Genomic DNA, 25412 nt, shown 5'->3' on the forward strand with positions numbered 1-25412 from the left:
CGTCTCAACGGCGTCAACTTGCGCAACTGGGGCAACTGTCGCAACTGGGGCAACTGCGGCACCTGCGGCAAGTGGGGCGACGGGGGCAACCGGGGCAACTGGGGCAACTGGGGCAACCGGCCCAACCGGCCCAACCGGCCCAACTGGTCCAACCGGCCCCGGTATGCCTAAGATGATCTCCACCGGCACGCATACAGGTAAGACTTCCGACGGTTGCAACGCCGACGTGAAGTTCATGTGGACTGGTGGATCAACTGCCACTCTGTGGACTTCCAAAGGTGACATGAGCCTGTGGGGTGTACAGAAACTGGCTGACGGTACACTGGTTGCTACAGGTGGTAGCGGCTCTTATAACGGCTGGTACGGCAGCTTCAAGGACAATGACGGGGACGGCTACGTCTTCAAAATTGGCACCCAGAACGCTGATGGCACCTTCACGTTTGAAGCCGACCTGAAACTGGGCATGGATCTCAAGGGCAAATTGACCTGAGATACCTGACCGTTATCTGCCGATAACGGGACGGCAGCTTCCCCGGAACTGCCGTCTTTCCCAGCAGAAAAGCCCACCTCGTTGTGGGCTTTTCTCTAACCAACTCATACAACGGAGCAACAACAACATGAGTACTGCAAAACCCACCATTTGTCTCAACATGATCGTCAAGAATGAAAGCAAGGTTATTACCCGTTGCCTGGATAGCATCAAAGACCTGATCGACTACTGGGTTATCAGTGATACTGGCTCAACCGACGGCACTCAAGAACTCATTACCCAATACTTTCAGCGACACCAGATCAGCGGCATCCTTACAGAAGAGGAATGGCAGGATTTTGCCCACAACCGTAACATTGCCCTGAATAATGCCAAAGGCAAAGCCGATTACATCCTAATCATGGATGCCGATGATTACCTTGTCGCTCCCCCTGAATTCCGCTTTCCGCAACTGTCTGCGGACGGCTACATGCTAAAACTTCACCGCAGCACCCTCGACTACTACAACACCAGACTCATCCGCTCCAGCCAGCCTTGGCGTTGGGAAAGCGTCCTGCACGAATATCTGACCTGCGACACACCCCACCACGTTGAAAACCTCGCAGGCAATTATCATATCGAATCAACCACAGAAGGTGCCCGCAGCCAGAACCCGCAAAAATACCAGCACGATGCCGCTGTTCTAGAAAAAGCCTTGCTCACCGAACCAGACAACCACCGTTACCGCTTCTATCTGGCACAAAGTTACCGTGATGCAGGTGAACTGGAAAAAGCCATCGAAAACTACCAGAAACGCAAAGAAATGGGTGGCTGGGCAGAAGAAGCCTGGTTTTCCCTAATGGAAGTTGCTCGCCTCAAAGAACGGCTAAATTATCCACAAGCGGATGTCACCCAAGCCTATCTGGATGCTTACGAATACCGTCCCCAACGCGCGGAAAGCCTCTACCACCTGGCAAATTACCTGCGCCATCAAGACCGGATACACCTAGCCTATGTATACGCACAGACGGCGGCCAACACCAACCTGCCGAATGACATCCTGTTTGTTTACCACGAAGTCTATAGTTGGCGTGCCAAAGACGAGCTTGCCATCGCTGCCTACTGGACTGGGCGTTACCGGGAATGTCTGGAACTGTGTGACCACTTGTTATCCAACCCCGCCCTGCCGGAAACTGAGCGACCACGCATCACCGATAATCTCCGTTACGCACAGGACAAACTCGAACAGGGCTGAAAAATACCTTCCCACTGACGTAAAATGCTCGTTTTGCATAATGGAAATGTCATGGAAGAAGAATTTTTGCCGCTACGTGATCGCATGAATCTTGAAACTGCCCGTATAGCCTGGCCTGAACTGGAGCGTCATTTTGCCGGGGGACGGGTTATTCTGGTTGCCCCACACCTGGATTTGGTAGAAGTAGCCACTTGTATCGCTGACGATGACAGCAGGCAGGTTAAGCACTGGATGGATGCACAGCAGGTAGGCCTGCTCACTGACGACACTGCCCAACGCTGGGTTAATGAACAGCCGGAGAATCTGTGGGCAGTGGTGGTTGCCCCGTGGGTACTGGTGCAGGAGCGCTCAGAACCCTGACATAAAAACGGCGGGACATTGCCCGCCGCTTATACCTTTACCTAAACCAGCGAAACTTACTTGTTTTCACGGTTGTCGATCAGGTTGTCGACCACGCTTGGATCAGCCAGTGTGGAGGTATCACCCAGACCTTCGGTCTCATTCGCAGCAATCTTGCGCAGGATTCGGCGCATGATCTTGCCTGAACGGGTCTTCGGCAGGCCAGGTGCCCACTGAATCAGATTGATCTTGGCAATTGGGCCGATTTCCTTGCGCACCAGATTGACCAGTTCGTTCTTCAGGTTGTCAGTGCCTTCTTCGCCAGCCATCAGGGTGACGTAAGCGTAGATACCTTGACCAGTCAGTTCGTGCGGATAACCAACAACCGCAGCTTCAGCAACCTTCGGATGCAGAACCAGTGCGGATTCGATTTCAGCCGTACCCAGACGATGCCCGGAAACATTCAGTACGTCATCCACACGACCGGTGATCCAGTAGTAGCCATCTTCGTCACGGCGAGCACCGTCACCAGTGAAGTAGTAGCCCGGATACATGGCAAAATAGGTTTCAAAGAAACGCTTGTGGTCGCCGTAAACGGAACGCATCATGGAAGGCCAAGGATGCTTGATGGCAAGGTTGCCTTCGGCTGGATTGCCTTCGATTTCGTTACCTTTGTCATCCAGCAGCACAGGTTGTACGCCGAAGAACGGGTTGGTAGCAGAACCCGGTTTCAACGGGGTAGCACCCGGCAACGGGGTCAGCATGTGAGCACCGGTTTCAGTCTGCCACCAGGTGTCAACGATTGGGCAACGACCGTCGCCAACCACGTTGTAGTACCATTCCCATGCTTCAGGGTTGATTGGCTCACCCACCGTACCGAGCAGACGCAGGGATTGGCGGCTGGTTTTCTTGACTGGCTCAGTACCAGCGCCCATCAGTGAACGGATGGCGGTTGGTGCAGTGTAGAAAGTGGCAACATTGTGCTTGTCGCAAACCTGCCAGAAACGGGAAATGTCCGGGTAGGTCGGGATGCCTTCAAACATCAGGGTAGTCGCACCGTTAGCCAGCGGACCGTAAACAATGTAAGAGTGACCTGTTACCCAGCCTACGTCAGCCGTACACCAGTAAACTTCACCATCTTTGTAGTCGAACACGGTTTTGTGGGTCATGGCTGCTTGCAGCAGGTAGCCGCCCGTGGTGTGCAGTACACCTTTCGGTTTACCGGTAGAGCCAGAAGTGTAAAGGATGAACATTGGGTCATCCGCTTCCATTTCTTCGGCAGGGCAATCAGCAGAAGCCGCTGCAACCGCCTCGTGATACCAAACGTCACGGCCTTCAGTCCAGGCAACCGGGTCGCCACCACGCTGCACCACGATACAGGTGTGAACCTGTGGACAGGATTCGATGGCCTTATCGGCATTTTTCTTCAATGGAACTTTTTTGCCACCGCGCATGGATTGGTCGGAAGTGATGATAACTTCGCAAGCAGCGTCATTCACGCGATCTTTCAATGCGTCAGGAGAGAAACCACCGAACACGATGGAGTGCATTGCACCGATACGCGTACAAGCCAGCATTGCCACGGCTGCTTCCGGGATCATCGGCAGGTACAGGGAAACGCGATCACCTTTCTTGACACCACGAGCTTTCAGCACGTTGGAGAATTTGCAGACTTCTTCGTGCAATTCACGGTAAGTGATCTTGCGGTCTTCATTTGGATCGTCAGATTCCCAGATGATCGCAACCTGGTCGCCACGGGTTTCCAGATGACGGTCAAGGCAGTTGTAGGCAACGTTCAGCGTGCCGCCTTTGAACCAGTTGATGTGCAGGTCATCTTGACCAAAGCTCCAGTCCAGTACGGTATCCCACTTTTTGAACCAGGTCAGGTATTGTTCGGCCTGTTCGCCCCAGAAACCAGCAGGGTCTTCAACCGACTGTTTGTACAGATCGGCATACTGTTCTGCGGTAACATTTGCCTGTGCAGCAAATTCGGCAGGGACGGGATAGGTTTTAACTTCAGACATTATCGTTGACTCCTCGTTCTAGCTAATCGGCAGGTATCTACTGTGGTTCACATGATGCTTGTACAAGCATGATCTGGTTATTATCGGACACTATCTTTATACAATCTGGCGTGACTGTCCAGCTACGCACTGCAAAAAAACCAGGATTGTCGACACATGGCTATATTTTATCCATTCCGTCACGAATAAGGGGTTGCATAGCAGTCAGCAAACTCTTGAACATATTATGATTTTTCAACTCCTCACCTGCCAGTAATTCTTTCATGTGCTGGCGCTGTGTTGGCATCTCGAAGCACATCGGACAGTTTTCCACGATCACGGGCAAGCCCGCAGCCTTGGCAAAATCGGCTGTCTGCCGCTCCCTGACCATCACCAGCGGGCGGATAACGCGCAAGTCCCCAGCGTCTATCCGGTAGTGTGCCTTCATTGTCTTCAGCTTGCCACCGTGAAATGCCGACATCAGGAAACTTTCTGCCAGATCGTCCAGATGCTGTGCCAGAGCCAGCACATTGTAGCCATGCTCACGGGCAGTACGGTACATAAGGCCACGTTTCATGCGTGAACAGAATGCACAGTAGGAATCATTGTCCATATGCGCTTCGGCAAGGCTGACAATTGGCTCACGCACGTAGTGGTAGGGAATGCCCAGCGATTCCATGTAAGGAATCAGTGGCGTGGGATCAAAACTCTCCGATTGCGGGTCAATGGTGACAGCCGCGAATTCAAACCGGATAGGTGCATGACGCTGGAAATGGTTAAGGATGTGCAGCAACGCCAGCGAATCCTTGCCACCTGACAAGCCCAGCAGGATGCGGTCGCCTTCACGGATCAGCTTGTATTCGCCGATGGCTTTACCGACCTTGCTCAACAGGGATTTGGGTGGTTTAACAAATTCAACAGGCATCACTCGGCTTGGCTCCATCCAGTAACAGCATACATAAGCACCTAAGGTAACGCCCCACCACACCAAATACAACCCACCGCAAAATTACGGCACTCTGATATTACCGTCGATCCAGAAGCGGGGAAAACCCAGATCGACTGTCTGGAACCCGGTTAACGCATAGCTATCGCCACCTATGCCCAACCAGTCAATCATGACAAAACCCGCCAGCCACACAGTCGGCAGCAATGCCACCAGTAACAGCGTATAGGACGGAACCTCACGTGGCGTATCCACTGTCCACATCCGCCACTGTGCCACCCCTACCGCCAAAACCAGCCCCATGTAAACAAGACTGACCGGCATAACCAGAAAACCATCAACCAGACCCGCCACTGCCACGGCACTGGCCGAAGCAGTCACCGGCAAAGCCATTTCCCACCTTGCCTCAAGCTGGCATCTGACCTGCTGCCGCCACCGCCATACCCCCCACGCCCCCAGTAACAGCAAACCCAACGAAAAAGGTATCCCCCATTCTGCCAACAACTGCAATACATAGTTGTGCGGATGCGCTGCAAACTGCGATACCCCTTCCACGGCTGTCACCATCGGCCCACCACCCAATAGGGGATGCTCCCAGGCAACCCGCCAAGCATCCTGCCACAATGCGATCCGATCGTAGGAAGTGGTAATATCCCGCCCCACAGACTGGCTCAACAGGGCTTGCACTTCGGCAGGCTGCCGGAACCAGTCAGGAATAAGCATTGCCATTGCGTAATACACACCAAAACCGAGCGCAGCCGTTACAACGCAATATTGCAGATAGCTTTTTCCATAACGCCCCACCACCCAAATGACACCGATCATGCTGAACAGCATTCCCAGAAAAAATGCCCGCGTCCCTGTCAGGAATGCAAAAGCCCAAGCAAATATCACGACCAGCCCTATCAACCAACGGTAGGAAAGCGCCTTGTCTACCGCCAATACACCCAAGACAAACGGCACTGTCCACAACAGAAACTGCCCGTAAAAACGTACATTGGAAAAACCATCCACCAAGGCAAATGCATCAAAGTCTGCCTCGGATACCATCACGAATACATAATTGGTCAAGTTACGTACCAGATAAAATGCCTGGATAAACACGAAACACAAGAGCAGCCAGCGCATGTCCTGCCCTGTTACCGCTGGCATAAACACCAAGGCAAACAGCACAACCGTGAACAACAGGGAAAACTCCAGCAAAGACCACATCGGAATGGGAGAAACCACCACCACAACCATTCCATACAGATAAATGCCTGCCAGCAACCACAGTGCCTGACGGCTGATCCTAGCAAAGCGGATAGTAGCCACAATACCCAACAGAAACAGCCATGACGAAATCAGGCGCTGGGAATCATGAAAAGCAGAAGACATTTCCAGAGGCAGAAAACTTAGCAAAAACAGGCCGAGCAACACCACTATCCAGCGCCCGCCACCTTGCAACCCATTCTTCATGCTTGATCAACTTATTGTTGTTATTAACGCCGAAACTGTAGCATGAACGTTTCCGCCTGACCATCAGTCCCCGGCAAACTGCAAGACTGTCACAAGCTATCAGCACAAACGTCACTTTTTGACATGACACAGGCTTGCCACTTGCCCGGAAACACCTTTTATCCACAAAAAAACGCCGACAATCAGCAAATACCACTTGGCACGTCTCCTGCATTACTCCAACTGTCTCAGGACATACAACCCCAACTAATCCTAATAACAAGGAATTGATACAATGAGTATGAAAGCAAAAGCACAACAAGGCTTCACCCTGATCGAACTGATGATCGTGGTTGCCATTATCGGTATTCTGGCGGCTATCGCACTGCCTGCTTACCAGGATTACACCATCCGCTCCAAAGTCTCTGAAACCATGGGTTTCGCAGCGGCTGCCAAAACCACCTTGGGTGAAGACTACTACGGTCGTGGCACACTGCCAGCAGCTACCAACGACATCGTTGTAAAAACCAAAGCATCCATGGAAGCATCCAACTACATCAGTGGTGCTACTTATACTTTAACCGACGCCGACAATGCCAATTGGGTTGTAACATTGGAAAATGTTGGCACACAAGCCAATGGCGACACGTTGCAATTTGATTATGCTGGCAGTGCAAATAAGTTGAGCATGGTTTGTACTGGTGGTACTTTGGATCAAAAATATCGCCCAGCTCAATGCCGTAACGGTAGCTAATATCTGACCGGGATTGAATCTCCCTACTGCAAACCCGCCCAGTGCGGGTTTGCTTCATCAAAAAGCAGTAAAGTCATCATCATGAAAAGCAATTCACGCAAACAACACGGCTTTACGTTAATTGAACTGATGATTGTCATTGCCATTATTGGCATCCTAGCCGCCATTGCCTTACCCGCTTACCAAACCTATACCATCCGTGCCAAAACGGCTGAAGCCATGCAGTTTGCCGACTCTGCCAAAACCATCATGTGGGAATCCTATTTCGGCAAAGGCTCCATGCCCAGTGATTCTGAACAAATCATTACCGACCTGGAAAACATGATGATGGCATCACAATTTATTAATAATGCTGTCTATACAAAAACAGATGATGACCATTCAGACTTAACCTTAACGTTAGCCAATATGGGTACAGATGTGACCGCTGGCAGTAACACACTAGCGTTTGAATTCACTGCTACGGCTGGCAACATAAGCCTGAACTGCACAGGCGGATCGTTAAAACAGGCCTATCGACCTGCCCCCTGCCGAAATGGCTCCTGAAGATTTGTATTGAGGATGTGACCAATGCTAAAAACCAAATTCAAGGCATCTTTAATCCATTTATTACTAAGCGCCACTGTCGTAGGGCTATTCGTGGCATTCGCGCTTTCAATCTGGTATCCAAACCCGTTTTTTGAAATTTCCGGGTTAAAAGCCATTATCCTGATTCTGCTAAGTGTCGATCTGGTGCTTGGCCCCTTGCTGACGTTCATTGTTTTCAAGCCCAACAAACCCAGTCTCAAATTCGACCTTGCTGTTATTGGTGCAGTGCAAATTGCTGCCCTTGTCTATGGCATGTATACCATTCATCTAGGCCACCCGGTCTATGTTGCTTACGCCGTAGATCGTTTCACCCTGATCAATATGGCAGACGTTAACCCACTGGATGCCAAACAAGCCGAATTGCAGGCTTCCGGTTGGTGGAAGCCCATCCTGGTTTATGCCCAATCTCCTACAGACCCCAAGGAACAGGAGCAACTGGTGATGGAAGTCTTGGCAGGCAAACCCGATATTGACGCCCGCCCCCAATATTACGAGCCTTTCAATCAACACAGCCAAGCGGTGCTCAGTAAGGGGATCAAGCCGGAAAAACTGACTACCAATGCCGACAGCAAAACCAAACTGGATGCATTGCTTGCCAAACACAACAAAACTGCCGCTGATTACGCTTATTTTCCGCTAGTTGGCAAGGAAAAAGATGTGATTTGGGTATGGGACAAAACATCAGCACAAGCCATCGGCACACTGGATGTAAACCCGTGGGCACTGAATCATATGGCAGCGGCACAGCCATAAACAACCGCCCATCCAGTCACGGCTGAAATTCATTTTCCAGCCACTTTCAGCAAGGTATCATGGAGGTTGCAGATCAATAACAAGACAAAAACTGATCAATGACACCGCTGACATCTTCTATCCCTTTGCCCGGACTGGCACGACAACTAGTCGTGCAGGGGCTGCTTGACAAAGAAGCAGCCTCTCAGGCTGTGCAAAAAGCACGGACAGAGAAAACCTCACTGGTTGCATGGCTGATCCGTTCGCGCTTGGCTTCCGCCAAGGATGTTGCTTATGCTGCCAGTCTGGAATACGGCCTCAGCATGGTGGACATCCATCAAGTTGAAATTCCGCCGCTTGTTTCTACCCTACTGACCCAGGAACAGATGCAACGCTTGCACCTGATCCCCTTGTTCCAGCGCGGCAAACACCTGATGGTCGGTTTGGCTGACCCCACCTACCTGACCAATCTGGATGATGTCAAATTTGCTACTGGTCTGGTTCCCGAACCCATTTTCGTCGAATACGACAAACTTCAGGCTTACCTTCAAGCAGAAGAGGGCTTTAGTGGACACGCAGCCAATACTCACGCAGGCGGCGCAGCCAGCTCAACACCGTCATCCTCAGCTCCCAAGGAAATTGCCCTTGATACCCGCGACCTCAAGGCTAAAAGTGAAAACGAAGACCCCGCCGTTGTTGAATTCGTCGACAAACTGCTAGGACACGCCATCAAGGCAAAAGCATCCGACATCCATATTGAAGTTTTTGAGAAAAATCTACGCATCCGCTACCGCATCGACGGCATCCTGCAAGTGGTGGCATCTCCACCCAATGATTCTGCCCAGCAACTGATTTCGCGGATCAAAGTCCTGGCACGCATGGATATTTCCGAACGGCGTGTTCCGCAAGACGGGCGTATCCGCTTCACCGTCAACGAGCAAAAAAAGATCGACTTCCGTGTCAACATTTTGCCAACGCTCTTCGGCGAAAAAGTTGTCATGCGGATCCTCGACTCCTCCAACGCCGCACTGGGTGTGGAAAAACTAGGCTTTGACCCGCGCCAACAGCAGGATTTCATGAAAGCCCTGCAAAAACCGGATGGCATGATTCTGGTGACAGGCCCTACGGGTAGCGGTAAAACGGTTACGCTTTACACCGGACTCGGCATCCTCAACACCCCGGAAAAAAACATTTCCACAGCGGAAGACCCGGCGGAAATCAACATGCCTGGCGTCAATCAGGTCAACGTCAACCCCAAGGTAGGGCTAACCTTTGCTGAAGCCTTGCGTGCTTTCTTGCGCCAAGACCCGGACATCATCATGGTGGGGGAGATTCGTGACCTGGAAACCGCAGAAATTGCCATCAAAGCAGCCCAGACAGGTCACTTGGTACTGTCAACCCTGCACACCAACAGTGCACCAGAAACCCTCACCCGCCTGCTGAACATGGGGGTTCCACCTTTCAATATCGCCTCATCTGTCCACCTGATCATTGCCCAGCGTCTCGCCCGCCGCCTGTGCGAACATTGCAAGCGTCCGGCAGACATTCCGCCTGAAGTATTACTAGGCATGGGTTTCCAGCAGGAAGAATTGTCCTCCTTGAAAGTTTACGAGCCAGTAGGCTGTTCGGAATGCTCACGCGGCTACAAGGGGCGGGTCGGTATCTATCAGGTCATGCCCATATCCGCCAAAATGGGGCGCATGGTCATGGACGGCTGCAACTCGCTGGAACTGGCAGAGCAAGCACTGGCAGAAGGCATTTATGATCTGCGACGCTCAGCCTTGAACAAAATCAGGCAAGGTATTACCTCACTGGCAGAACTGGAACGTGTCACCACGGATTAGAAATTGAGGCACACCAGTTATCCAAAGGCCAGCACCCTGCCCAACAAGCTGTGTTACACTCGGGGAAAATCATAAAAATAACCAATAAACACAGAATACCTGAGCCATGCAACAAACCAAGACATTGAGCAAACCCATGCCCAAGGCGACCTCTTCCAGCACACCGCAGGCCATGTATGTGTGGGAAGGCGTCAACCGCAACGGCGTCAAAATCCGGGGGGAAACCCAAGCTATCAACCCGAACTGGTTACGCGCAGAATTGCGGCGTAAAGGTATCAACCCTGGGCGTATTTACAAGAAACCCAAGGCATGGTTCAAACCAGCCATCAAACCGGGCGATGTCGCCCAGTTTGCCCGCCAGTTAACCACCATGATGCGTTCGGGCGTACCTATGGTGCAATCGCTGGAAATGATTGCTTCCAGCGGTGATAACCCCTCAGTGCGCGAACTGGTCAAGCGGGTAGCGCAGGATATTGAAAGCGGCGCGAGCTTGGGCAATGCGCTTGCCAAACACCCCAAATATTTCGACAAACTGTTCGTCAATCTGGTAAAAGCAGGTGAGCAGGCTGGTACGCTGGAAACCATGCTCGACAAGGTGGCCACCTACAAGGAAAAAAGCGAATCCCTCAAGGCCAAAATCAAAAAAGCCCTGATGTACCCGATTATCGTCATCGTGGCTGCCGTCGTCGTTTCTGCCATCCTGCTGATCTGGGTTATCCCGCAGTTCAAGGAAGTATTCAGCAGCTTCGGCGCTGACTTGCCTGCCTTTACCCTGTTCGTGATTGCCATGTCGGACTGGCTGCAAGCCAACTGGTGGATACCACTACTAGGCATGAGCGCCATTGGCTATGCATTTGCCGAGGCAAAACGTAGATCGAAAGCCTTTGACCGTTTCATCGACCGCATTTCCCTGAAATTCCCGATCATTGGCAATATCCTTAACCTGTCGGCAATTGCCCGTTTTTCACGCACCTTATCCACCATGTTTGCTGCTGGTGTACCGCTGGTGGAGTCGATGGATTCGGTCGCCGGGGCAACTGGTAATGCTGTTTACGAAGATGCCACCCGCAGGATGCAGGAAGATACCTCACGTGGTGTACAATTGAATACCGCCATGCAAACTTCACAGGTTTTCCCCAACTTCGTGGTGCAAATGACCCGCATCGGTGAAGAATCCGGGCGACTGGAAGAAATGCTGGGTAAGGTTGCCGATTATTACGAAGAACAGGTCGACAATCTGGTTGACACCCTTTCCAAGCAGATCGAGCCTCTGATCATGGCAGTACTGGGGGTTATCGTCGGTGGACTGGTCATTGCCATGTACTTGCCCATTTTCAAACTTGGGGCAGTCGTTTAACAGGACAAAACAACAATTATGGAACTGATTTATTTGCTGAGCACCAGCACTGTCTGGCTATTGGTAACTACCGGCCTGTTTTCGTTACTGGTTGGTAGCTTTCTGAATGTGGTCATTTACCGCTTGCCAATCATGCTGGAACGGCAGTGGAAAAACGATTGCATCGACTGGCTGAGCCAACAGGAAAAAGAGGAAGACGCGGGCAAATTCAATCTGGTTGTGCCCCGTTCCCAATGCCCTACTTGCGGGCATCAGATTACTGCCATTGAAAACATCCCGCTCCTGAGTTATCTGGTTCTGGGTGGCAAATGTGCTGGATGTAAAACACCCATTTCCATCCAGTACCCACTGGTCGAGCTTGCTACTGCCCTGCTTTCTGTGCTGGTGGCCTGGCGGGTTGGTTATGGTCTGGAATTACTGGCTCTGCTCGGCTTTACCTGGGTACTGGTAGCCCTGTTCATGATTGATGCCAAAACCATGCTGTTGCCGGATGCCCTAACCTTTCCGCTGTTGTGGGCTGGCTTGCTGCTTAACATCGACAACCGCTTTGCCAGCCTGCCGGATGCGGTACTGGGAGTTGTTATTGGCTATCTGTCGCTCTGGACAGTTTTCCACCTGTTCCGCCTACTGACCGGCAAGGAAGGCATGGGGCATGGGGATTTCAAGCTACTGGCAGCGCTGGGCGCATGGGGGGGGTGGCAAATTCTGCCCTTTGTCATTTTTGCTTCATCAGCTTTCGGTGCGGTATTTGGCATTCTCTGGATGATCGCCAAACGCAGCCGTGAAAGCCTGCCGATGCCATTTGGCCCCTGGCTCGCGGTGGCAGGGTTTGTTGCCGTCCTGTGGCGGGAGGAAATCCTGTATCACATGGGCAGGATGTTCATCCCGTTTTAAGCGGTTCCGTCAGGGTTTGCTGGCGGGAAGATCCTTCCAGAAAGGCAAGGCACGCGGTGGAACCGGGCTTTTGGCTACCGGTGAACGTGTCATGGATTCATCCACAGGTACAGGCGGCGGTGTTTCTGCCCTGACCTTGGCTCGCACTGCCATTTTGGGTTTGATTTTGGCAGCATACCAGCTATTGGCAGGTGCAGTGTAACGGTATGCTTCCATCAACGGGTCAGCATTTTCCGCTGTTGCCAGCGTTGCTGCCACCATCAACAAGCCTGCCAGCAATACTCGGCTTTTCATCGCATGTTTCATGATTGTTCCCTTTGCGTCATTCAACTTCCTGCCCTTTGAAATAGCACAAGTTGCCGCAAAAAGGGGAATTTGCAGCGATAACGCAGCAAATTCCCCCAGATCACCTGCCTGTTAACGCACCAGACGACACATGGGCTGTGCCTGCCCGACGATACGGTGAATACGCACTGGCTGCTGGTATTGCGCCTGTGGTTGCGGAACATAAAAAGCCTTCATGCGTACTACTGCTGGCTTTGCCTGCCGCTGCGCTGGAGGGCGGGGAGCAACCTGTGCCGAACGTTGCCAGCCCGTAGCATGATGCTGCCCACGCCCCTGGTGGTGACGATAGTAAGTGGTGCAACAGGTTGTCACCCGATGGCTTTTCACCCGCACAACCGGACCGCGCTCATTGGCCTGCATGGTACGCATATCCTCAATTCCACCTGTCCACGCCTGGGCAGATGGGACTGCCAGAACCGTTAACCCCAAACCTGCAATCAACTTTTTCATAAGCCTACTCCATGTAGAAATGCTGGTTTGCCTGTTACAATGCGTCATGCAACCCAGAATCACGTGGAAACAAGGCTCATGGCAGAACAGGAACAAACCACCCATTTCGGTTTTCAACAAGTACCCGTCACAGAAAAAGCTAGTCGGGTAGCCGGAGTATTTCATTCGGTAGCCGATAAATACGATGTAATGAACGACGTAATGTCATTCGGTATCCATCGTTTGTGGAAACGTCACACCATTGATGCAGCCGGAGCAAAGCGAGGCAACCGTGTGCTGGATCTGGCAGGTGGTACTGGCGATCTGGCCTCGAAATTTGCCCGTATTGTCGGGGATGATGGTGAGGTGATCCTGTCCGACATCAACGCTTCCATGCTGGAAAACGGGCGTGAACGCCTGACAGACATGGGGATTGGTGGCAATGTGCGTTATGTGCAAGCCAATGCGGAATGCCTGCCGTTTGCCGACAACCACTTCGACATCATTACCATCGCGTTTGGTTTGCGTAACGTGACAGACAAGGATGCCGCCCTGCGCTCCATGTACCGCGTACTGAAACCGGGTGGGCGACTGTTGGTGCTGGAATTTTCCAAACCGGTTGTGCCGGGTTTGTCGCCAGTTTATGACCAGTATTCATTCAAGTTCCTGCCGATGATGGGCAAGCTGATTGCCAATGATGCGGAAAGCTACCGTTATCTGGCGGAATCCATTCGTATGCACCCGGATCAGGACACCCTCAAGGGCATGATGGAAGCCGCAGGTTTCGACAAGGTGACTTACACCAACATGACCGGCGGCATTGTAGCCCTGCACAAGGGCTACAAATTCTGACAATCAGGTCAGAGCCGGGTTAAAGTCAGGCGTAGAGTTGGGTGTTGACTTGGCTTTTTTGCGCTGCAAGTAGTGCTGATGCGCCAATGCAGGCAGCGTTAAACTGGCGAGGAAAACTGCCAGCACGAACCATTTCTGCCCATCGGTAAACGCCCACTCCCCCCAGCGGAAAGGAATATAGCAATACAGCACCACCAGATGGTAAGCAAACACCTGCAAGGAATGTTGCCCCAGAAACGCCAACCAGCGCCCCGGCAAAGCCAGCAGGGCGAAAACCTGGTAGCGACGGTGCAAAGCAATAAACCCGGCAACCATGTAAACAAACGCAAGGAAATTCAGCAAGCGTAGCCACGCCATGTATTCACGCGCAATATGGTGATGCAGTGACAGCCACTCGTTGCGCACCTGCCCATGCCGCAACAGGTACAAGTAAATCACCACACCGACACTAATCAGCCACCAGCCCGCATGAACACGCGGAGCAATGCCACTGAAGCGCATGAAACCCAACACCATACCCAGCACAAACAGCAGTTGCCACGCCAGCACATGGAACGCCCCCAGCCGGATCAGGCTTCCATCAGGCAACAATCCCAGCAACACATCACCCCAGGCGTATTGGGCAGCCAGCCACAGCCCCGCACTTACCGCCAGTACCATTGCCAAGCCCACCCCCTGATACTGGAACATCAGGCGCAAGGCAAACGGCGCAAACAGCATCAGCACTACATACAGCGGCAACACATCCAGCATTGGTGGCTGGTACAACATGAGCAGACCGGAAAGCAAAGCGCGTACCGGCTCCACCTGCATTTCCGTGGCGAAACTTTTCCAGTAAGCATCTGACATGGCAGTTGCCACGGTGAAAACGAATACCGCCAGCAGTACGATCAGGTGGTACAAATAGATAGTACCTGCCCGGCTCCAGATGCGTTTTTCCAGCACGTAACTACCCGCCGCGCAGTAACGCCCGTAAACAATGGCTACCAACATGCCGGAGAGGAAGACAAAACCCTCTGCTGCACTAACATAACCTGCAATTTCATAAAGATGCTGAAAGACAGGCTCGCCGAAATGGTCTGCTGCCATGACCACCAGCATGATGCCTCTCAATACATCCAGCGCAATATCCCTTTTCATTTTAGAATTTCCTGTGTTTTTTACCCGCTTGGCTTTATTTTTATTCAAGGCGGCAAACTATACGGATAATGGGCAGGCTTGCCAATCATTTGCCGCTGGACGCAGCACGTAATCTACTCTAGAATTCTCGCCCCAAGTTCCTAGTCAACTTCTGGCGATTCACCGAACAACCAACCTTCCAGTAGCCTGCCTCATCCCATGAAACCAAATCTTTTCATCCGGTTACTTTGCGCTCTGACACTGTTTGCGGCAGCGCAGCAATCCCTGGCTGATACAGGTTGCTTTCCGCACGTCAAACAGGTTGCCGAGCAACTTTCCACCCAGTCCTTCAGCAAAACACCGATGCTGCAAGTCGATACCGGGCGGATCACGTATGACCACTATCAGCACATCAAGTTCAAGGGCAACCAGACTTATTGGCGGGATGAATGGCTACCGTTTCAACTGGAATTCATGCATCCGGGAATGCATTTCATCCACCCGATCGAGTTGTTTGAGTGGAAAGATGGCAAAGCCACACCAATCACCTTTTCAAGCAAGTACTACGATTACACCGAAGTAAAGGATCTGAATCTGGAACAGGATGAACCCAGAATGGGTTTTACCGGCTTCCGCATCATCAGCAAACTGGGGGGCAAGGATTCCAGCTATACCGAAACCCTGGTTTTCCAGGGAGCCAGCTATTTTCGCGCCCTGGGGCTGGACAACAAATACGGCTTGTCAGCACGTGGTCTTGCCATCAATACTTCGCTAGAGGGGAAAGAAGAATTCCCCGATTACACCCGTTTCTGGCTGGAAAAGCCCGCCAAGGATGCCGAACAAATGGTGTTCTGCGCCCTGCTGGATTCACCATCCACCACTGGAGCAACCCGTTTCGTCCTGACATCCGGCAAAACCACCCAGCTTGAAGTGGAAACCCAGCTATATCCACGCAAGGACATGGCTGAAATCGGTATTGCTCCGCTGACCAGCATGTTTTTCCACGGTGAAAACTCGCAGCAGCACTATGGTGATTACCGCCCGGAAGTACACGACTCCGACGGTCTGCTGATCCAGCAAGACAAGGAATGGCGCTGGCAACCCCTGGCGGAAGTGCCTTATTTCAACTTCCAGTCCCTGCCGATGGATGGGCTATCCGGCTTTGGCCTGATGCAGCGTGACCGCGAATTCGACCATTACCAGGATTTGGAAGCATGGTATCATGCAAGGCCAAGCGTCTGGGTGGAACCACTGGAAGACTGGGGCAAGGGCAGTGTCCAGTTATTGCGCCTGCACACGGAATCCGATACGGTTGACAATGTTGTAGCGTACTGGAAAAGCGATGCCGGGCAAGCACTCCGCCATCTGCATTACCGCCTGTCGTGGGGGATGGATGAGCCTCCTGCGCACACTCTGGGTAAAGCCGTTTCCACCCGTGTCACCAACAAGGCTGTGGATAGCCTGCCCGGACACAAAGGACATATCCGTTTTATTGTTGATTTCAACGGCCTGCCCAAACTGGCAAAAGCACCACAGGTTGAAATGGTATTTAACGGCAAGGGCAAGACCAAACCTGCCGTTGTACAGGAGAATCCCTATATCAAAGGATGGCGGGTCATTGCCGCAGTTTTTCCTGAAAACTGCGAAAAAGACATGACTTTAACGCTTCGACTGACAGATGGTGGAAACCCTTTGAGCGAAACGTGGTCTTATCCGATTCCTGAGGGGCTGTGTAATGCTCCTTGAGGGTTAACGACAACAACAGTGCAGGTTTATACCTGACATCCATAACATGCATGATGGATTGACATAATGACTGAACAACTGGCAAAAACCCCGACCGGTCAAATAGTATCGGATTCGGCAACATCTATTGACCCGTGGGTGCTAGCACGCAAGCGTGCCAATGACTACCTGAAACTGCACAGAATCCCGGAAGCCGAACGCGAGCAACTGCTTTCCCGCATTTCCGGCAAACTGGCACGCACGGGTCTGTACCCGGAACAAGAGCTCATCCGCCTGTTCATCAGCACCGCACAGGAAGAACTGGCACTGCTGCAAAGCCAGCGTCCTTCAACAAGCTGCTGCCAATGCAAAAAAACAGCGGAAGATGACCTCCAACAAGGTAAACCGGAAGTCCGTACCCAGACTGGCCCACGCTTTCAGCGTAGCAGTATCCGGGTTGCGCCCCTGAAGGCCATCTCGCTACTGCCATCACGTTCCCGTTTCCGCCTGCAACGCTACTGATTCTGAATGGAACAAACACTCGGCAGGAAACCCTGGCAAGTGACCGCCACACGGCGGCGCAAGGCATTTTTCAGTGGCATTGCCTTGCTGACAGGGCTAGCGACATTCTGGCTGGGAAACAATCTGCCTGCTGACTTGCCACTGTTGTGGCAAGCCTTGGTAGTCATTCCCTTTGCCTTTCTGTTTTTCTGGCTGGCACTGGGATTCATGACCGCCTCGGCCGGGCTGTGGGTGCTGAATTTTGGCGGAACCAACCGTATTGCGTCCTCACCCTCCTCCCCGTTACCGCAATTGCAGACCGTAGACACCACCGCCATTCTGCTGCCGATCTACAACGAAGACATTGCCTATGTCTATGCCGGGTTGCAGGCGATTTACCAGTCGCTGGAAAAAACCGGACACCTGCAACACTTCGAGTTCTACATCCTGTCAGATTCAGACGATGCCAGTAACTGGCTGCGCGAAGAAGCGGCATGGTCAAACCTGTGCCGCGAGCTTGGCTCTACAGATCGCATCCACTACCGTCGCCGCAAGCACCGTACCAAGAAAAAAAGCGGCAATGTGATGGACTTCTGCCGTCGCTGGGGCAAACGCCACCCTTTCATGGTGGTGCTGGATGCCGACAGCCTGATGACCGGCGATACGCTGGTACGGCTGGTGGATGCGATGGATCGCAACGAACGGGTCGGACTGATCCAGACACCACTGTACAATGTTGGGCTGGATACCCTCTATGCACGCGGACAACAACTGGTCAACCGCCTGTACGGGCCGGTATTTTTCGCCGGACTGCACTGGTGGTGGCTGGGTGAAAGCCAGTACTGGGGGCATAACGTCATCATCCGCACCCAGGCGTTCATGGGGCATTGCCACCTGCCCAAGCTGGAAGAAAGCGGCAAACTCGGTGGGGAAATCCTTAGCCACGACTTCGTGGAAGCTGCCCTGCTCAACCGTGCTGGCTGGGAAACCTGGCTGGCTTATGACCTTGACGGCAGTTTCGAGCGTCCGCCACCGACCATGACGGATTCCCTCAAGCGCGACCGTCGCTGGTGTCAGGGCAACCTGCAACACTGGCGAATCATCTGGTCACACGGCGTTTCCAACCTGCACCGCTTCCTGTTGCTGAACGGTATTGTTTCCTATGTCAGCTCACCCATCTGGCTGAGTTGGTTACTGGTGCTGACCGCGATTGCGGTATTTTACCCGCACCTGACCCTGATTCCGCTGACAGCAGGCAACAGTGCCTTGCTGATCATGACCATCGTCCTGCTGTTTTTCTACAAGACCTTCGGTCTGATCCAGGCAGTACGTAAAAACACGATTGAGCAATTCGGTGGCGTCACGGGCTTGACTGCCAGTGTACTGACTGAGACATTCCTTTCCATGCTGACCGCACCCGTGCGCATGATGTATTACAGCAAATTTGTGGTACAGGTCTTGCGTGGCAAACGTGCCGTGTGGGGTACTCAGCAGCGTACTGGCGGCGGGCTAACCTGGGGTGATGCGGTGCGTGAATACGGCTGGGTCAGCCTGATCGGGCTGGCCTGGGGCTTGTTGTTGCTGGCGTTCAACCCGATGGCATTCCTGTGGATGTCTCCTGTGATTGCCGGGCTGGTGCTGGCTGTGCCACTGGCAGTACTAACCAGCATACAAACCAGCCTGCAAAGCCCTCTGTTCCGTACACCGGATGAAGCCAACCCGGATTTCATCTTGCAAGCGTTTGAAGAAAACCATTCGCGGATGCTGGCAACACCCTGCATGTCGACCCGTGACTTGTTTACCCGCGTGATTGTTGACCCGCTGGCTTTCCGCCAACACATGACCTACATTCCGCAGCGCTCCAACGTACCGGAAGGAACCCGCCAGCAACGTGAAGAGCTGGTCAAGCGCTTACTGGAACAGGGACCTGGTTCCATCACCAACCCTGAGCGGCTGGTGATTCTGGAAGATGCCGACATGCTGTGTCAGTTGCATACGCAGGTATGGCAGTTGCCGGAAGCACAGTTTGACGAGCAGTGGATGTCAAAACTGTAAGCTGGGTCTCACTCGTCATCTACCAGACTGAGCAAACCCACCAGGAACATGAGACGATCCCGACTGACATCGCCAAACTTCCCCCGAATCTTTTTCAGCATCTGTGTTGCCACCTTGTAGGAAGCGACATCAATGACGTATTCAATCCGGCTGAAATCTTTGCCTTGAGCGAGATACTTCAGAATGGCCTTTTCCTTGTCATTGAAATGCTTCAGAAGCTGCTGGACATACTGCTTGTCCGCATAAGTATGGATGTGAAAAATCCGGGTAATCGCAGCCAGCGTTCCCAAACGCTCTTCCTTGAGAAGCTGGAAAGAGGCATCCTTTTCGCTGCTGATGATACTGGCTCCGGCGATACCCCGCTGACCGCTGAGGGTAGGAATGGTAAGCCCCTGCTGGATGCCATGCTCGCGTGCCGTCATGACGATTTTGATCTGACGATGGGTCAGTGCCCGCATTCTGCGATATTCACTCCAATCCAGCACATCCGTACAACCTGCCCGGATTTTTTGAATGGTAAAATCATTCTGGTCAAAACGTTCTGCCTGATACTCTTCCAGAAACATCAAGGGGTAGTCACGTGTATACGCAAATACCGGTGCAAGTTTCAATGCGGCATCCTTACCGAGGTTGGGGATATAGGTATAAGTGGCACCTTCAAATCCCAACCCCAGCACCTGCGCCTCAAATAGGCTGAAACGCTCTTCCAGCGACTTGTGGGACAGCATTTCAAATGAAAATCTGCCCACCAATTCATAATCGACCCTATTTAACAAACTCCTCACTCCTGCGTGCCTGACGGTCAGAGTCCCTCAACCCTGCCGCCACACGTCATCTTTTGCAATGCCTTGCGTCGAGTCACGTCTCCTTACGCAACACCAAAAAATTCATGCCACCACCGAAATGCTGCTGATGACACTCCCTAACCCTGAACCCTGCTTGTTGTACTTGCCGGATCAGCCCATCCATACTGATGAAATTGGCTTGCGGATTACCCGCCAGTTTCAGATTGTAGTGCTTGAATGCCCCAAAATCAGGATGAGCCACCAATTCTTTTTCTGCGTCCTGCAACAGTTTTTCCAGACATAATTCCCGGTTAGGCGTTGCAAGCACAAAATTTGCACCATCCACCAGCAGGTCAAAGATATGCTTCAACGTTACCACAGGTTCAGGCCATGCATAATAACTCTGTATAGATACAGCACCATCAAACTGTCCAACCTCATCCTCAATCCGGTTGTGGCGGATCGTGAAAGACGACCGATTCAGCGTCTGCACAACTTGCCGGGCTACTGAAACCATTTCCTGAGCATAATCAATACCTGTATAGGCAGTCACTGATGCCTGACCTGCCAGCAATGGAGCCATTTTCGCACTACCACAACCACAGTCAACCACTGAACCCGACAAATGCTTGCAGCTCTCGCGGTACAAGGCCAGTTGGACAGAAGTGGTGACAGAAGCATGTAAACGTGCATAGTTTTCCCACTCGGAAACGGTATAGACAACCTCACCGTTGCGTTCAAAGTCATTCAGGCTCATAGCAAAGTCCCCCCGATATATTTTGACAAAAATGGTTTACTTCTGGCGATGTCCCATTCCAGAAACGAGAAACATTCGTTAGTACCATAGGAATAGCCAATATCCTCCAGCAACACTTGCGCACCCACAACCCGTTGGTAAAAACGGTTGCTTTTGCTGCGACAAATGAACACCAGTGAATCAATACCGTGCCCAATACCCAGTTCGTAGTAAGTCAGCATGTAACTGGGCAGAGCACCCTGGGCTTCCCGCGAAATGGCAAACTTGCTGGGTTCGGCGATGACCTTGCCGGAAGCACGCACCTGGTCTACCACAGGCTTGATCAGCTCATCGGACGGCAAACCCGCATCACCATCGAAAGCAACCCGCCCGGTACTGATGACTTCACCCTCATCATTTTCACCGTACAGGACACAGGCATCCTGATCGTAGACATCATCCTGAAAGCTGGTCACGTCTGGATAAAGTTTGCTGTATTCAACTTCCCGCAATTCCCAGATTCTGGAAAGTTTTGCTTCAGAAGAAGCGATGTTCAACATATCCGGCACTCGCGAAAGCACTACGGATGGCTTCAATTCATACATGGAAGGATCTCCTTGATTATCAGGTGATCCCAGTCGACTGGTCTCAAATCTCACGTGCGAGCTAATTATGCAGACCAGTACAGCATCCATTCTGTGAAATAATCACACTTTTGCCTATTTTGTCAGTCAAACATGAACCGAAATACCATTTCAAGCGACAGCCGCCCGCTGCACCAGCAGGCGGTTGTGCTGATCAGATACCGCACACTCCGCCTTCGTACACATCCATGACCGTCTTGAGCTCGTGGTAGATGTAATCGCGCTCATTAGCGTTGAAAGCTGCCAGCCGCTCCGGCACTTCGCCGTTTTCCAATGCATACAGCAGCTTGTTGACCTGGATACAACCGCTACTGGCAATCGTATCCACCTCCGCATCCAGCCGGGGTTTGTCCAGCGATTCCAGCGCACAGGCAGGTGTGGGCACATTGGCACTTTCATCGCCTAACCAGAACTCCAGCCCCTTGGAGAGAAATTCGTCGTAGCCCAGGTAATGCGAACCGTCGCAGGAAAAGTTCAACCCCACCGTACCGTTGACGATATTGAGCGAGGCAGAACGCAGGTAAATGGTTTCGTCGGCAAAGCGCAATGCCTTGAACTGGCGCAATACCTTGTTGATGTCCGCAGGCGGCACTATCGCCCGCTTAAAATACGTGCGGCGCGGATAAGCCAAGCAGATATTGGGGTCGATCAGCTCCTCATTGGTGAGAATTCGGTACACATACGGATCATCCCGATGCCAGATAGTCGTGCGACTGCTGGAAAAATGCACCTGAAAATGGTGTACGCCGTGGTCAATAATCAATGCTTCATGTACCGACATCACCACGTCGATATACCGATCCATCACGCTTTCCACCCGCTGCTGGGCAAACAGCCCACCCCGGATGGCAGGGTCGCCCTTGATCTGCCGCCACAGACTGGGTTCCTCATAGATCACATCGGTATGCGGCAACTCACGCAGGTCATAGTCCACCCCCAAAAACCCGACCCGTTGTCCGTCAGTATTGCGGATGGTCTGGACAGCGGTAAGCGAAGGGCGTTTCTTGTTACGGCTGATGTAAGCCTCTGACAAGTTGAAATCCACCGCCGGGTCATGCATGTGCTGCATGTAAGGCCGTTCCGCACGGTCACGCCCACGTGCTTCCGTATCCGCCCCATAGCGGTTAATGGTGGAACTGAGTTGTATACCGTTAACATCCAGCACGTACACGTACTTGCAGTAATCCAACGCCTTGAATGCCTTGCGCAAGCATTCATCCAACCGTTCAGGCTCATCCATCTGTGGAAGGATGCGCCCGGCGTAGTCGCTGAGTGCCGTGCCCAACACGTCGGTCAGCATTGCCCGTTGGGTGTTGATTGAATCTTGCAATGTCGAACGGCTCATACCACTCCCCTTGTTACTAAAAATGCAGATGTAGCACGGAACGGAAATAGGGGCAAAATGTCTTTTTCTGCTAAGCTCTCACCCTATTAACCCCCTTCGGAACTACATCATGTCGGAACAACAGCAACCTACACCAGAACAACCAGACATCATGTCGGAACAACGTAACACCAACCCTGCCCCCACAAACAATGCCATGCCAGCAAAACTGAAACTGCTGGGCGGCGGTCTGATCGCAGGTCTGCTGGTCATCTTTGCCATTGTTGGCGTGCAAAGCATGTTTGCTGACAAACCACCAGCGGAACCTTCGCAAATGGGCGCTAACGGCTGGCAGCCCTATTCCCCCAACATCATTGGCCTACCCGGCAGCAATACCCCCAGCTCCAACCAAGACGTTCCGCTCACCGGACAGAACAACCGCCTGAACATGGAACTGGTTGGAGAACCCAAGGATGAGCCACTGGAAAAGCCTACCCCCGCAGCACCCGTCAGACCGACACAACCGCCTGTCAGTGCTGCACCTGCCGCGCCGCCTGCAACACCACAGGTAACAACACAACCAGCACCGGAACCAACCGCTGAACCTGTCGTTCCCGCCGCCAATACCGGCAGGCTGGAAATTGTCCTGCAAGCGGCTGAAAACGGCAAACCGATCAAAGCCAATGTCTACGTGCAGAAAACCAGCGGCATCAATGTCAATAGTGCCAGTTTCACCAGCCAAGCCAGCTTTGACCTGAAACCGGGAACCTACCGCATCAGCGCCCGCACCGAAGGTCGCGGCACACTCAGCCGCGACATCACTGTACCTGCTGGTGCAGTCGTCAATGAAATTTTTCAACTGCCTGCGCTTGCCAGTGCTCCGGCAAATCCACCGCCAGTCAGCCAGCCAGCACCACCTGTTGCCAACAACCCGCCCCCTCCTGCACCGCAAGCACCGGTTGGTAGCGGCAAATTGCGTCTGGTAGCGCTGGCAATCACCGATGGCAGCCCCGTCAAGGTCGATTTCACCATTTCCCGCCTGAATGGCAGCGTGATTGACCGTGTACGCAACGTGTCGATGGCAGAATTTGATCTGCCTGCGGAAGAATTTGTTGCCAGCTTCGACTATCAGGGCAGACAAGGCTACAAATCGCTGATGGTACAGGATGGCAAAACCCACACCCATACCTTCAACATCCGTCAGGAACAGCCGCAACCTCAGCAGCCAATGGCAGCACCGCCCCAGCAAAGCTTTGAAGACATTATCCGGCAACAAGGCCAGCTTGTGCCTCCACCAACCAATGTTGCCCCCAATGCCCCGCAGGCAGAGCCGCAACAGCCCCAGCAAAGCCTGGAAAGCATCATCATGCAGCAACTTCAGCAAGAATTGCAGAAGAACCTGAACAAGTAAGATCTGCCTGCAAAAGCCTCCTGCCCCTCCCCCACCGAGGGGAGGGTACGGATAGCAATCAGGCGGAAGCTACCTCAATAATGATAGCGGCACATGGTGATCAACAAATCCTCACCATCTACCTTGCAGACCAGCCGGTGTTCATCATTGATCCGGCGAGACCAATAACCAGACAAGCCGTGCCGCAACGGTTCAGGCTTGCCGATGCCCTCAAACGGGTCACGGGAAATAGCTTTGATCAAATCGTTGATGCGCTTGAGGATCTTCTTGTCGGCTTGCTGCCAGTGCAAATAATCCTCCCACGCTTGAGATGAAAAGATTATTCGCATTCAATCAACGCATGTACTTGCCCCTGACCACGTTCCAATTCCGCGATGGATTCCAGCAAGCGGCGGGCGTTGGCAGGGCTACGCAATAAATACGCGGTTTCTTCCATCGCCTTGTAATCTTCCAGCGAAATCATCACCACGGCTTGCTCGCGGTTGCGGGTAATGATGATGGGTTCATGGTCTTCACAAACCCGATTCATGGTCTTGGCGAGATCAGCTCGCACGGCAGTGTAGGAAATGGCGTTCATGGCTCAAACCTGTACGTGATTATGTACAGAAACTATAAACTGGAAAAACACGCATGGCAAGAACTGCTTCTTTTTGACTATCTTTCTACACATTGTGTCCGAAATTCATAAGTATTGTGCTATATTTATACAACCCGTGGCATAAATTTTGTAGATTATTCAACTGGATTTAGGGGCTGGCAGTGTCAATCAAATTTGAGTTTCTTCAGCATAATGGAGAATCTATTTTAATCACTATTGATGAAAACCAATCGTCCCAACATACTATAGGCTCTTTGGGATTTCCCGTGG

At 52.4% G+C, this 25412-nt stretch carries 26 protein-coding genes; 14 read left to right on the top strand and 12 right to left on the bottom strand.

Features of this window, described 5'->3' with window-relative positions; all coding sequences use genetic code 11:
• From B2U47_RS02145 to B2U47_RS02155, 3 genes are all read left to right on the top strand, one after another.
• A partial coding sequence (locus B2U47_RS02145) for a hypothetical protein (RefSeq protein ID WP_296688222.1) occupies positions 1–490 on the top strand: 490 nt, incomplete at its 5' end.
• 127 nt (positions 491–617) lie between these two features.
• Positions 618–1724 (top strand): tetratricopeptide repeat-containing glycosyltransferase, encoded by a 1107-nt coding sequence (locus B2U47_RS02150; RefSeq protein WP_296678642.1) that lies wholly within the window; start codon positions 618–620, stop codon positions 1722–1724.
• A 51-nt stretch (positions 1725–1775) separates the two neighbouring features.
• A complete protein-coding gene (locus tag B2U47_RS02155; RefSeq protein WP_296678644.1) occupies positions 1776–2084 on the top strand; it encodes a DUF2288 domain-containing protein in 309 nt (102 codons plus the stop codon).
• 56 nt (positions 2085–2140) lie between these two features.
• On the opposite strand, the gene acs is transcribed toward B2U47_RS02155, so the two are convergent.
• The 3 genes from acs to B2U47_RS02170 form a co-directional block, all read right to left on the bottom strand.
• Positions 2141–4087 carry an acetate--CoA ligase gene (acs, locus tag B2U47_RS02160; RefSeq protein WP_296678645.1) on the bottom strand — a complete coding sequence of 649 codons (1947 nt, stop codon included), beginning with the start codon at positions 4085–4087 and terminating at the stop codon, positions 2141–2143.
• Positions 4088–4247: 160 nt separating this feature from the next.
• Positions 4248–4991 carry an ATP-binding protein gene (locus B2U47_RS02165; protein WP_296678647.1) on the bottom strand — a complete coding sequence of 248 codons (744 nt, stop codon included), beginning with the start codon at positions 4989–4991 and terminating at the stop codon, positions 4248–4250.
• Between the two features lie 84 nt (positions 4992–5075).
• Positions 5076–6470: an O-antigen ligase family protein gene (locus B2U47_RS02170; RefSeq protein ID WP_296678649.1), complete on the bottom strand. Its 1395-nt coding sequence runs from the start codon at positions 6468–6470 to the stop codon at positions 5076–5078.
• Between the two features lie 274 nt (positions 6471–6744).
• Between B2U47_RS02170 and B2U47_RS02175 the strand changes: the two genes are divergently transcribed.
• The 6 genes from B2U47_RS02175 to B2U47_RS02200 all read left to right on the top strand — a co-directional run bounded on the left by B2U47_RS02175 (position 6745) and on the right by B2U47_RS02200 (position 12618).
• Positions 6745–7203 carry a pilin gene (locus B2U47_RS02175; protein WP_296678653.1) on the top strand — a complete coding sequence of 153 codons (459 nt, stop codon included), beginning with the start codon at positions 6745–6747 and terminating at the stop codon, positions 7201–7203.
• Positions 7204–7284: 81 nt separating this feature from the next.
• A complete protein-coding gene (locus B2U47_RS02180) occupies positions 7285–7749 on the top strand; it encodes a pilin (protein ID WP_296678655.1) in 465 nt (154 codons plus the stop codon).
• 24 nt (positions 7750–7773) lie between these two features.
• The gene (tfpZ, locus tag B2U47_RS02185) at positions 7774–8544 is read left to right on the top strand and encodes a TfpX/TfpZ family type IV pilin accessory protein (protein WP_296678657.1); all 771 of its coding nucleotides are present in this window, start codon (positions 7774–7776) and stop codon (positions 8542–8544) included.
• A gap of 98 nt (positions 8545–8642) precedes the next feature.
• The gene (gene pilB, locus B2U47_RS02190) at positions 8643–10367 is read left to right on the top strand and encodes a type IV-A pilus assembly ATPase PilB (protein WP_296678659.1); all 1725 of its coding nucleotides are present in this window, start codon (positions 8643–8645) and stop codon (positions 10365–10367) included.
• 106 nt (positions 10368–10473) lie between these two features.
• Positions 10474–11724, top strand: coding sequence for a type II secretion system F family protein (locus B2U47_RS02195; protein WP_296678661.1), 1251 nt, complete (start codon positions 10474–10476; stop codon positions 11722–11724).
• 18 nt (positions 11725–11742) lie between these two features.
• The gene (locus B2U47_RS02200) at positions 11743–12618 is read left to right on the top strand and encodes a prepilin peptidase (RefSeq protein WP_296678663.1); all 876 of its coding nucleotides are present in this window, start codon (positions 11743–11745) and stop codon (positions 12616–12618) included.
• Between the two features lie 9 nt (positions 12619–12627).
• On the opposite strand, the gene B2U47_RS02205 is transcribed toward B2U47_RS02200, so the two are convergent.
• On the bottom strand, positions 12628–12924 hold the full coding sequence (locus B2U47_RS02205; RefSeq protein ID WP_296678665.1) for a hypothetical protein: 297 nt from the start codon (positions 12922–12924) through the stop codon (positions 12628–12630).
• A 111-nt stretch (positions 12925–13035) separates the two neighbouring features.
• Positions 13036–13413 (bottom strand): hypothetical protein, encoded by a 378-nt coding sequence (locus B2U47_RS02210; RefSeq protein WP_296678668.1) that lies wholly within the window; start codon positions 13411–13413, stop codon positions 13036–13038.
• Between the two features lie 78 nt (positions 13414–13491).
• Between B2U47_RS02210 and ubiE the strand changes: the two genes are divergently transcribed.
• Positions 13492–14244, top strand: coding sequence for a bifunctional demethylmenaquinone methyltransferase/2-methoxy-6-polyprenyl-1,4-benzoquinol methylase UbiE (ubiE, locus tag B2U47_RS02215; RefSeq protein WP_296678670.1), 753 nt, complete (start codon positions 13492–13494; stop codon positions 14242–14244).
• Between the two features lie 3 nt (positions 14245–14247).
• Here ubiE and opgC read toward each other — a convergent pair whose 3' ends face one another.
• Complete coding sequence (opgC, locus tag B2U47_RS02220) at positions 14248–15384, bottom strand: OpgC domain-containing protein (RefSeq protein WP_296678672.1); 1137 nt, start codon at positions 15382–15384, stop codon at positions 14248–14250.
• Positions 15385–15582: 198 nt separating this feature from the next.
• On the opposite strand from opgC, the gene B2U47_RS02225 reads away from it, so the two are divergent.
• The 3 genes from B2U47_RS02225 (at position 15583) to mdoH (ending at position 19644) form a co-directional block, all read left to right on the top strand.
• Positions 15583–17109, top strand: a complete 1527-nt coding sequence (locus B2U47_RS02225; protein ID WP_296678673.1) for a glucan biosynthesis protein — start codon at positions 15583–15585, stop codon at positions 17107–17109.
• A 66-nt stretch (positions 17110–17175) separates the two neighbouring features.
• Complete coding sequence (locus B2U47_RS02230; RefSeq protein ID WP_296678675.1) at positions 17176–17610, top strand: hypothetical protein; 435 nt, start codon at positions 17176–17178, stop codon at positions 17608–17610.
• A gap of 6 nt (positions 17611–17616) precedes the next feature.
• A complete protein-coding gene (gene mdoH / locus B2U47_RS02235) occupies positions 17617–19644 on the top strand; it encodes a glucans biosynthesis glucosyltransferase MdoH (protein ID WP_296678678.1) in 2028 nt (675 codons plus the stop codon).
• Positions 19645–19652: 8 nt separating this feature from the next.
• Here the strand turns inward: mdoH and B2U47_RS02240 are convergent, their stop codons facing one another.
• The 4 genes from B2U47_RS02240 to B2U47_RS02255 form a co-directional block, all read right to left on the bottom strand.
• Complete coding sequence (locus B2U47_RS02240) at positions 19653–20420, bottom strand: autoinducer binding domain-containing protein (protein ID WP_296678680.1); 768 nt, start codon at positions 20418–20420, stop codon at positions 19653–19655.
• An 82-nt stretch (positions 20421–20502) separates the two neighbouring features.
• Complete coding sequence (locus B2U47_RS02245; RefSeq protein WP_296678682.1) at positions 20503–21186, bottom strand: class I SAM-dependent methyltransferase; 684 nt, start codon at positions 21184–21186, stop codon at positions 20503–20505.
• A complete protein-coding gene (locus B2U47_RS02250; RefSeq protein ID WP_296678684.1) occupies positions 21183–21770 on the bottom strand; it encodes an N-acyl amino acid synthase FeeM domain-containing protein in 588 nt (195 codons plus the stop codon). The genes B2U47_RS02245 and B2U47_RS02250 overlap by 4 nt, the downstream gene beginning before the upstream one ends.
• Positions 21771–21963: 193 nt before the next feature.
• Positions 21964–23154, bottom strand: a complete 1191-nt coding sequence (locus tag B2U47_RS02255) for a PDC sensor domain-containing protein (RefSeq protein WP_296678686.1) — start codon at positions 23152–23154, stop codon at positions 21964–21966.
• Positions 23155–23263: 109 nt separating this feature from the next.
• Between B2U47_RS02255 and B2U47_RS02260 the strand changes: the two genes are divergently transcribed.
• On the top strand, positions 23264–24544 hold the full coding sequence (locus tag B2U47_RS02260) for a hypothetical protein (protein WP_296678688.1): 1281 nt from the start codon (positions 23264–23266) through the stop codon (positions 24542–24544).
• Between the two features lie 74 nt (positions 24545–24618).
• Here B2U47_RS02260 and B2U47_RS02265 read toward each other — a convergent pair whose 3' ends face one another.
• Both B2U47_RS02265 and B2U47_RS02270 read right to left on the bottom strand, forming a co-directional pair.
• Positions 24619–24873 carry a Txe/YoeB family addiction module toxin gene (locus tag B2U47_RS02265; RefSeq protein ID WP_296678689.1) on the bottom strand — a complete coding sequence of 85 codons (255 nt, stop codon included), beginning with the start codon at positions 24871–24873 and terminating at the stop codon, positions 24619–24621.
• Positions 24864–25121 (bottom strand): type II toxin-antitoxin system Phd/YefM family antitoxin, encoded by a 258-nt coding sequence (locus B2U47_RS02270; RefSeq protein ID WP_296678690.1) that lies wholly within the window; start codon positions 25119–25121, stop codon positions 24864–24866. The genes B2U47_RS02265 and B2U47_RS02270 overlap by 10 nt, the downstream gene beginning before the upstream one ends.
• Positions 25122–25412 lie beyond the last annotated feature (291 nt).

Source organism: Thiothrix sp. UBA5583 (assembly GCA_002425225.1).
GTDB lineage: Bacteria > Pseudomonadota > Gammaproteobacteria > Thiotrichales > Thiotrichaceae > Thiothrix > Thiothrix moscowensis.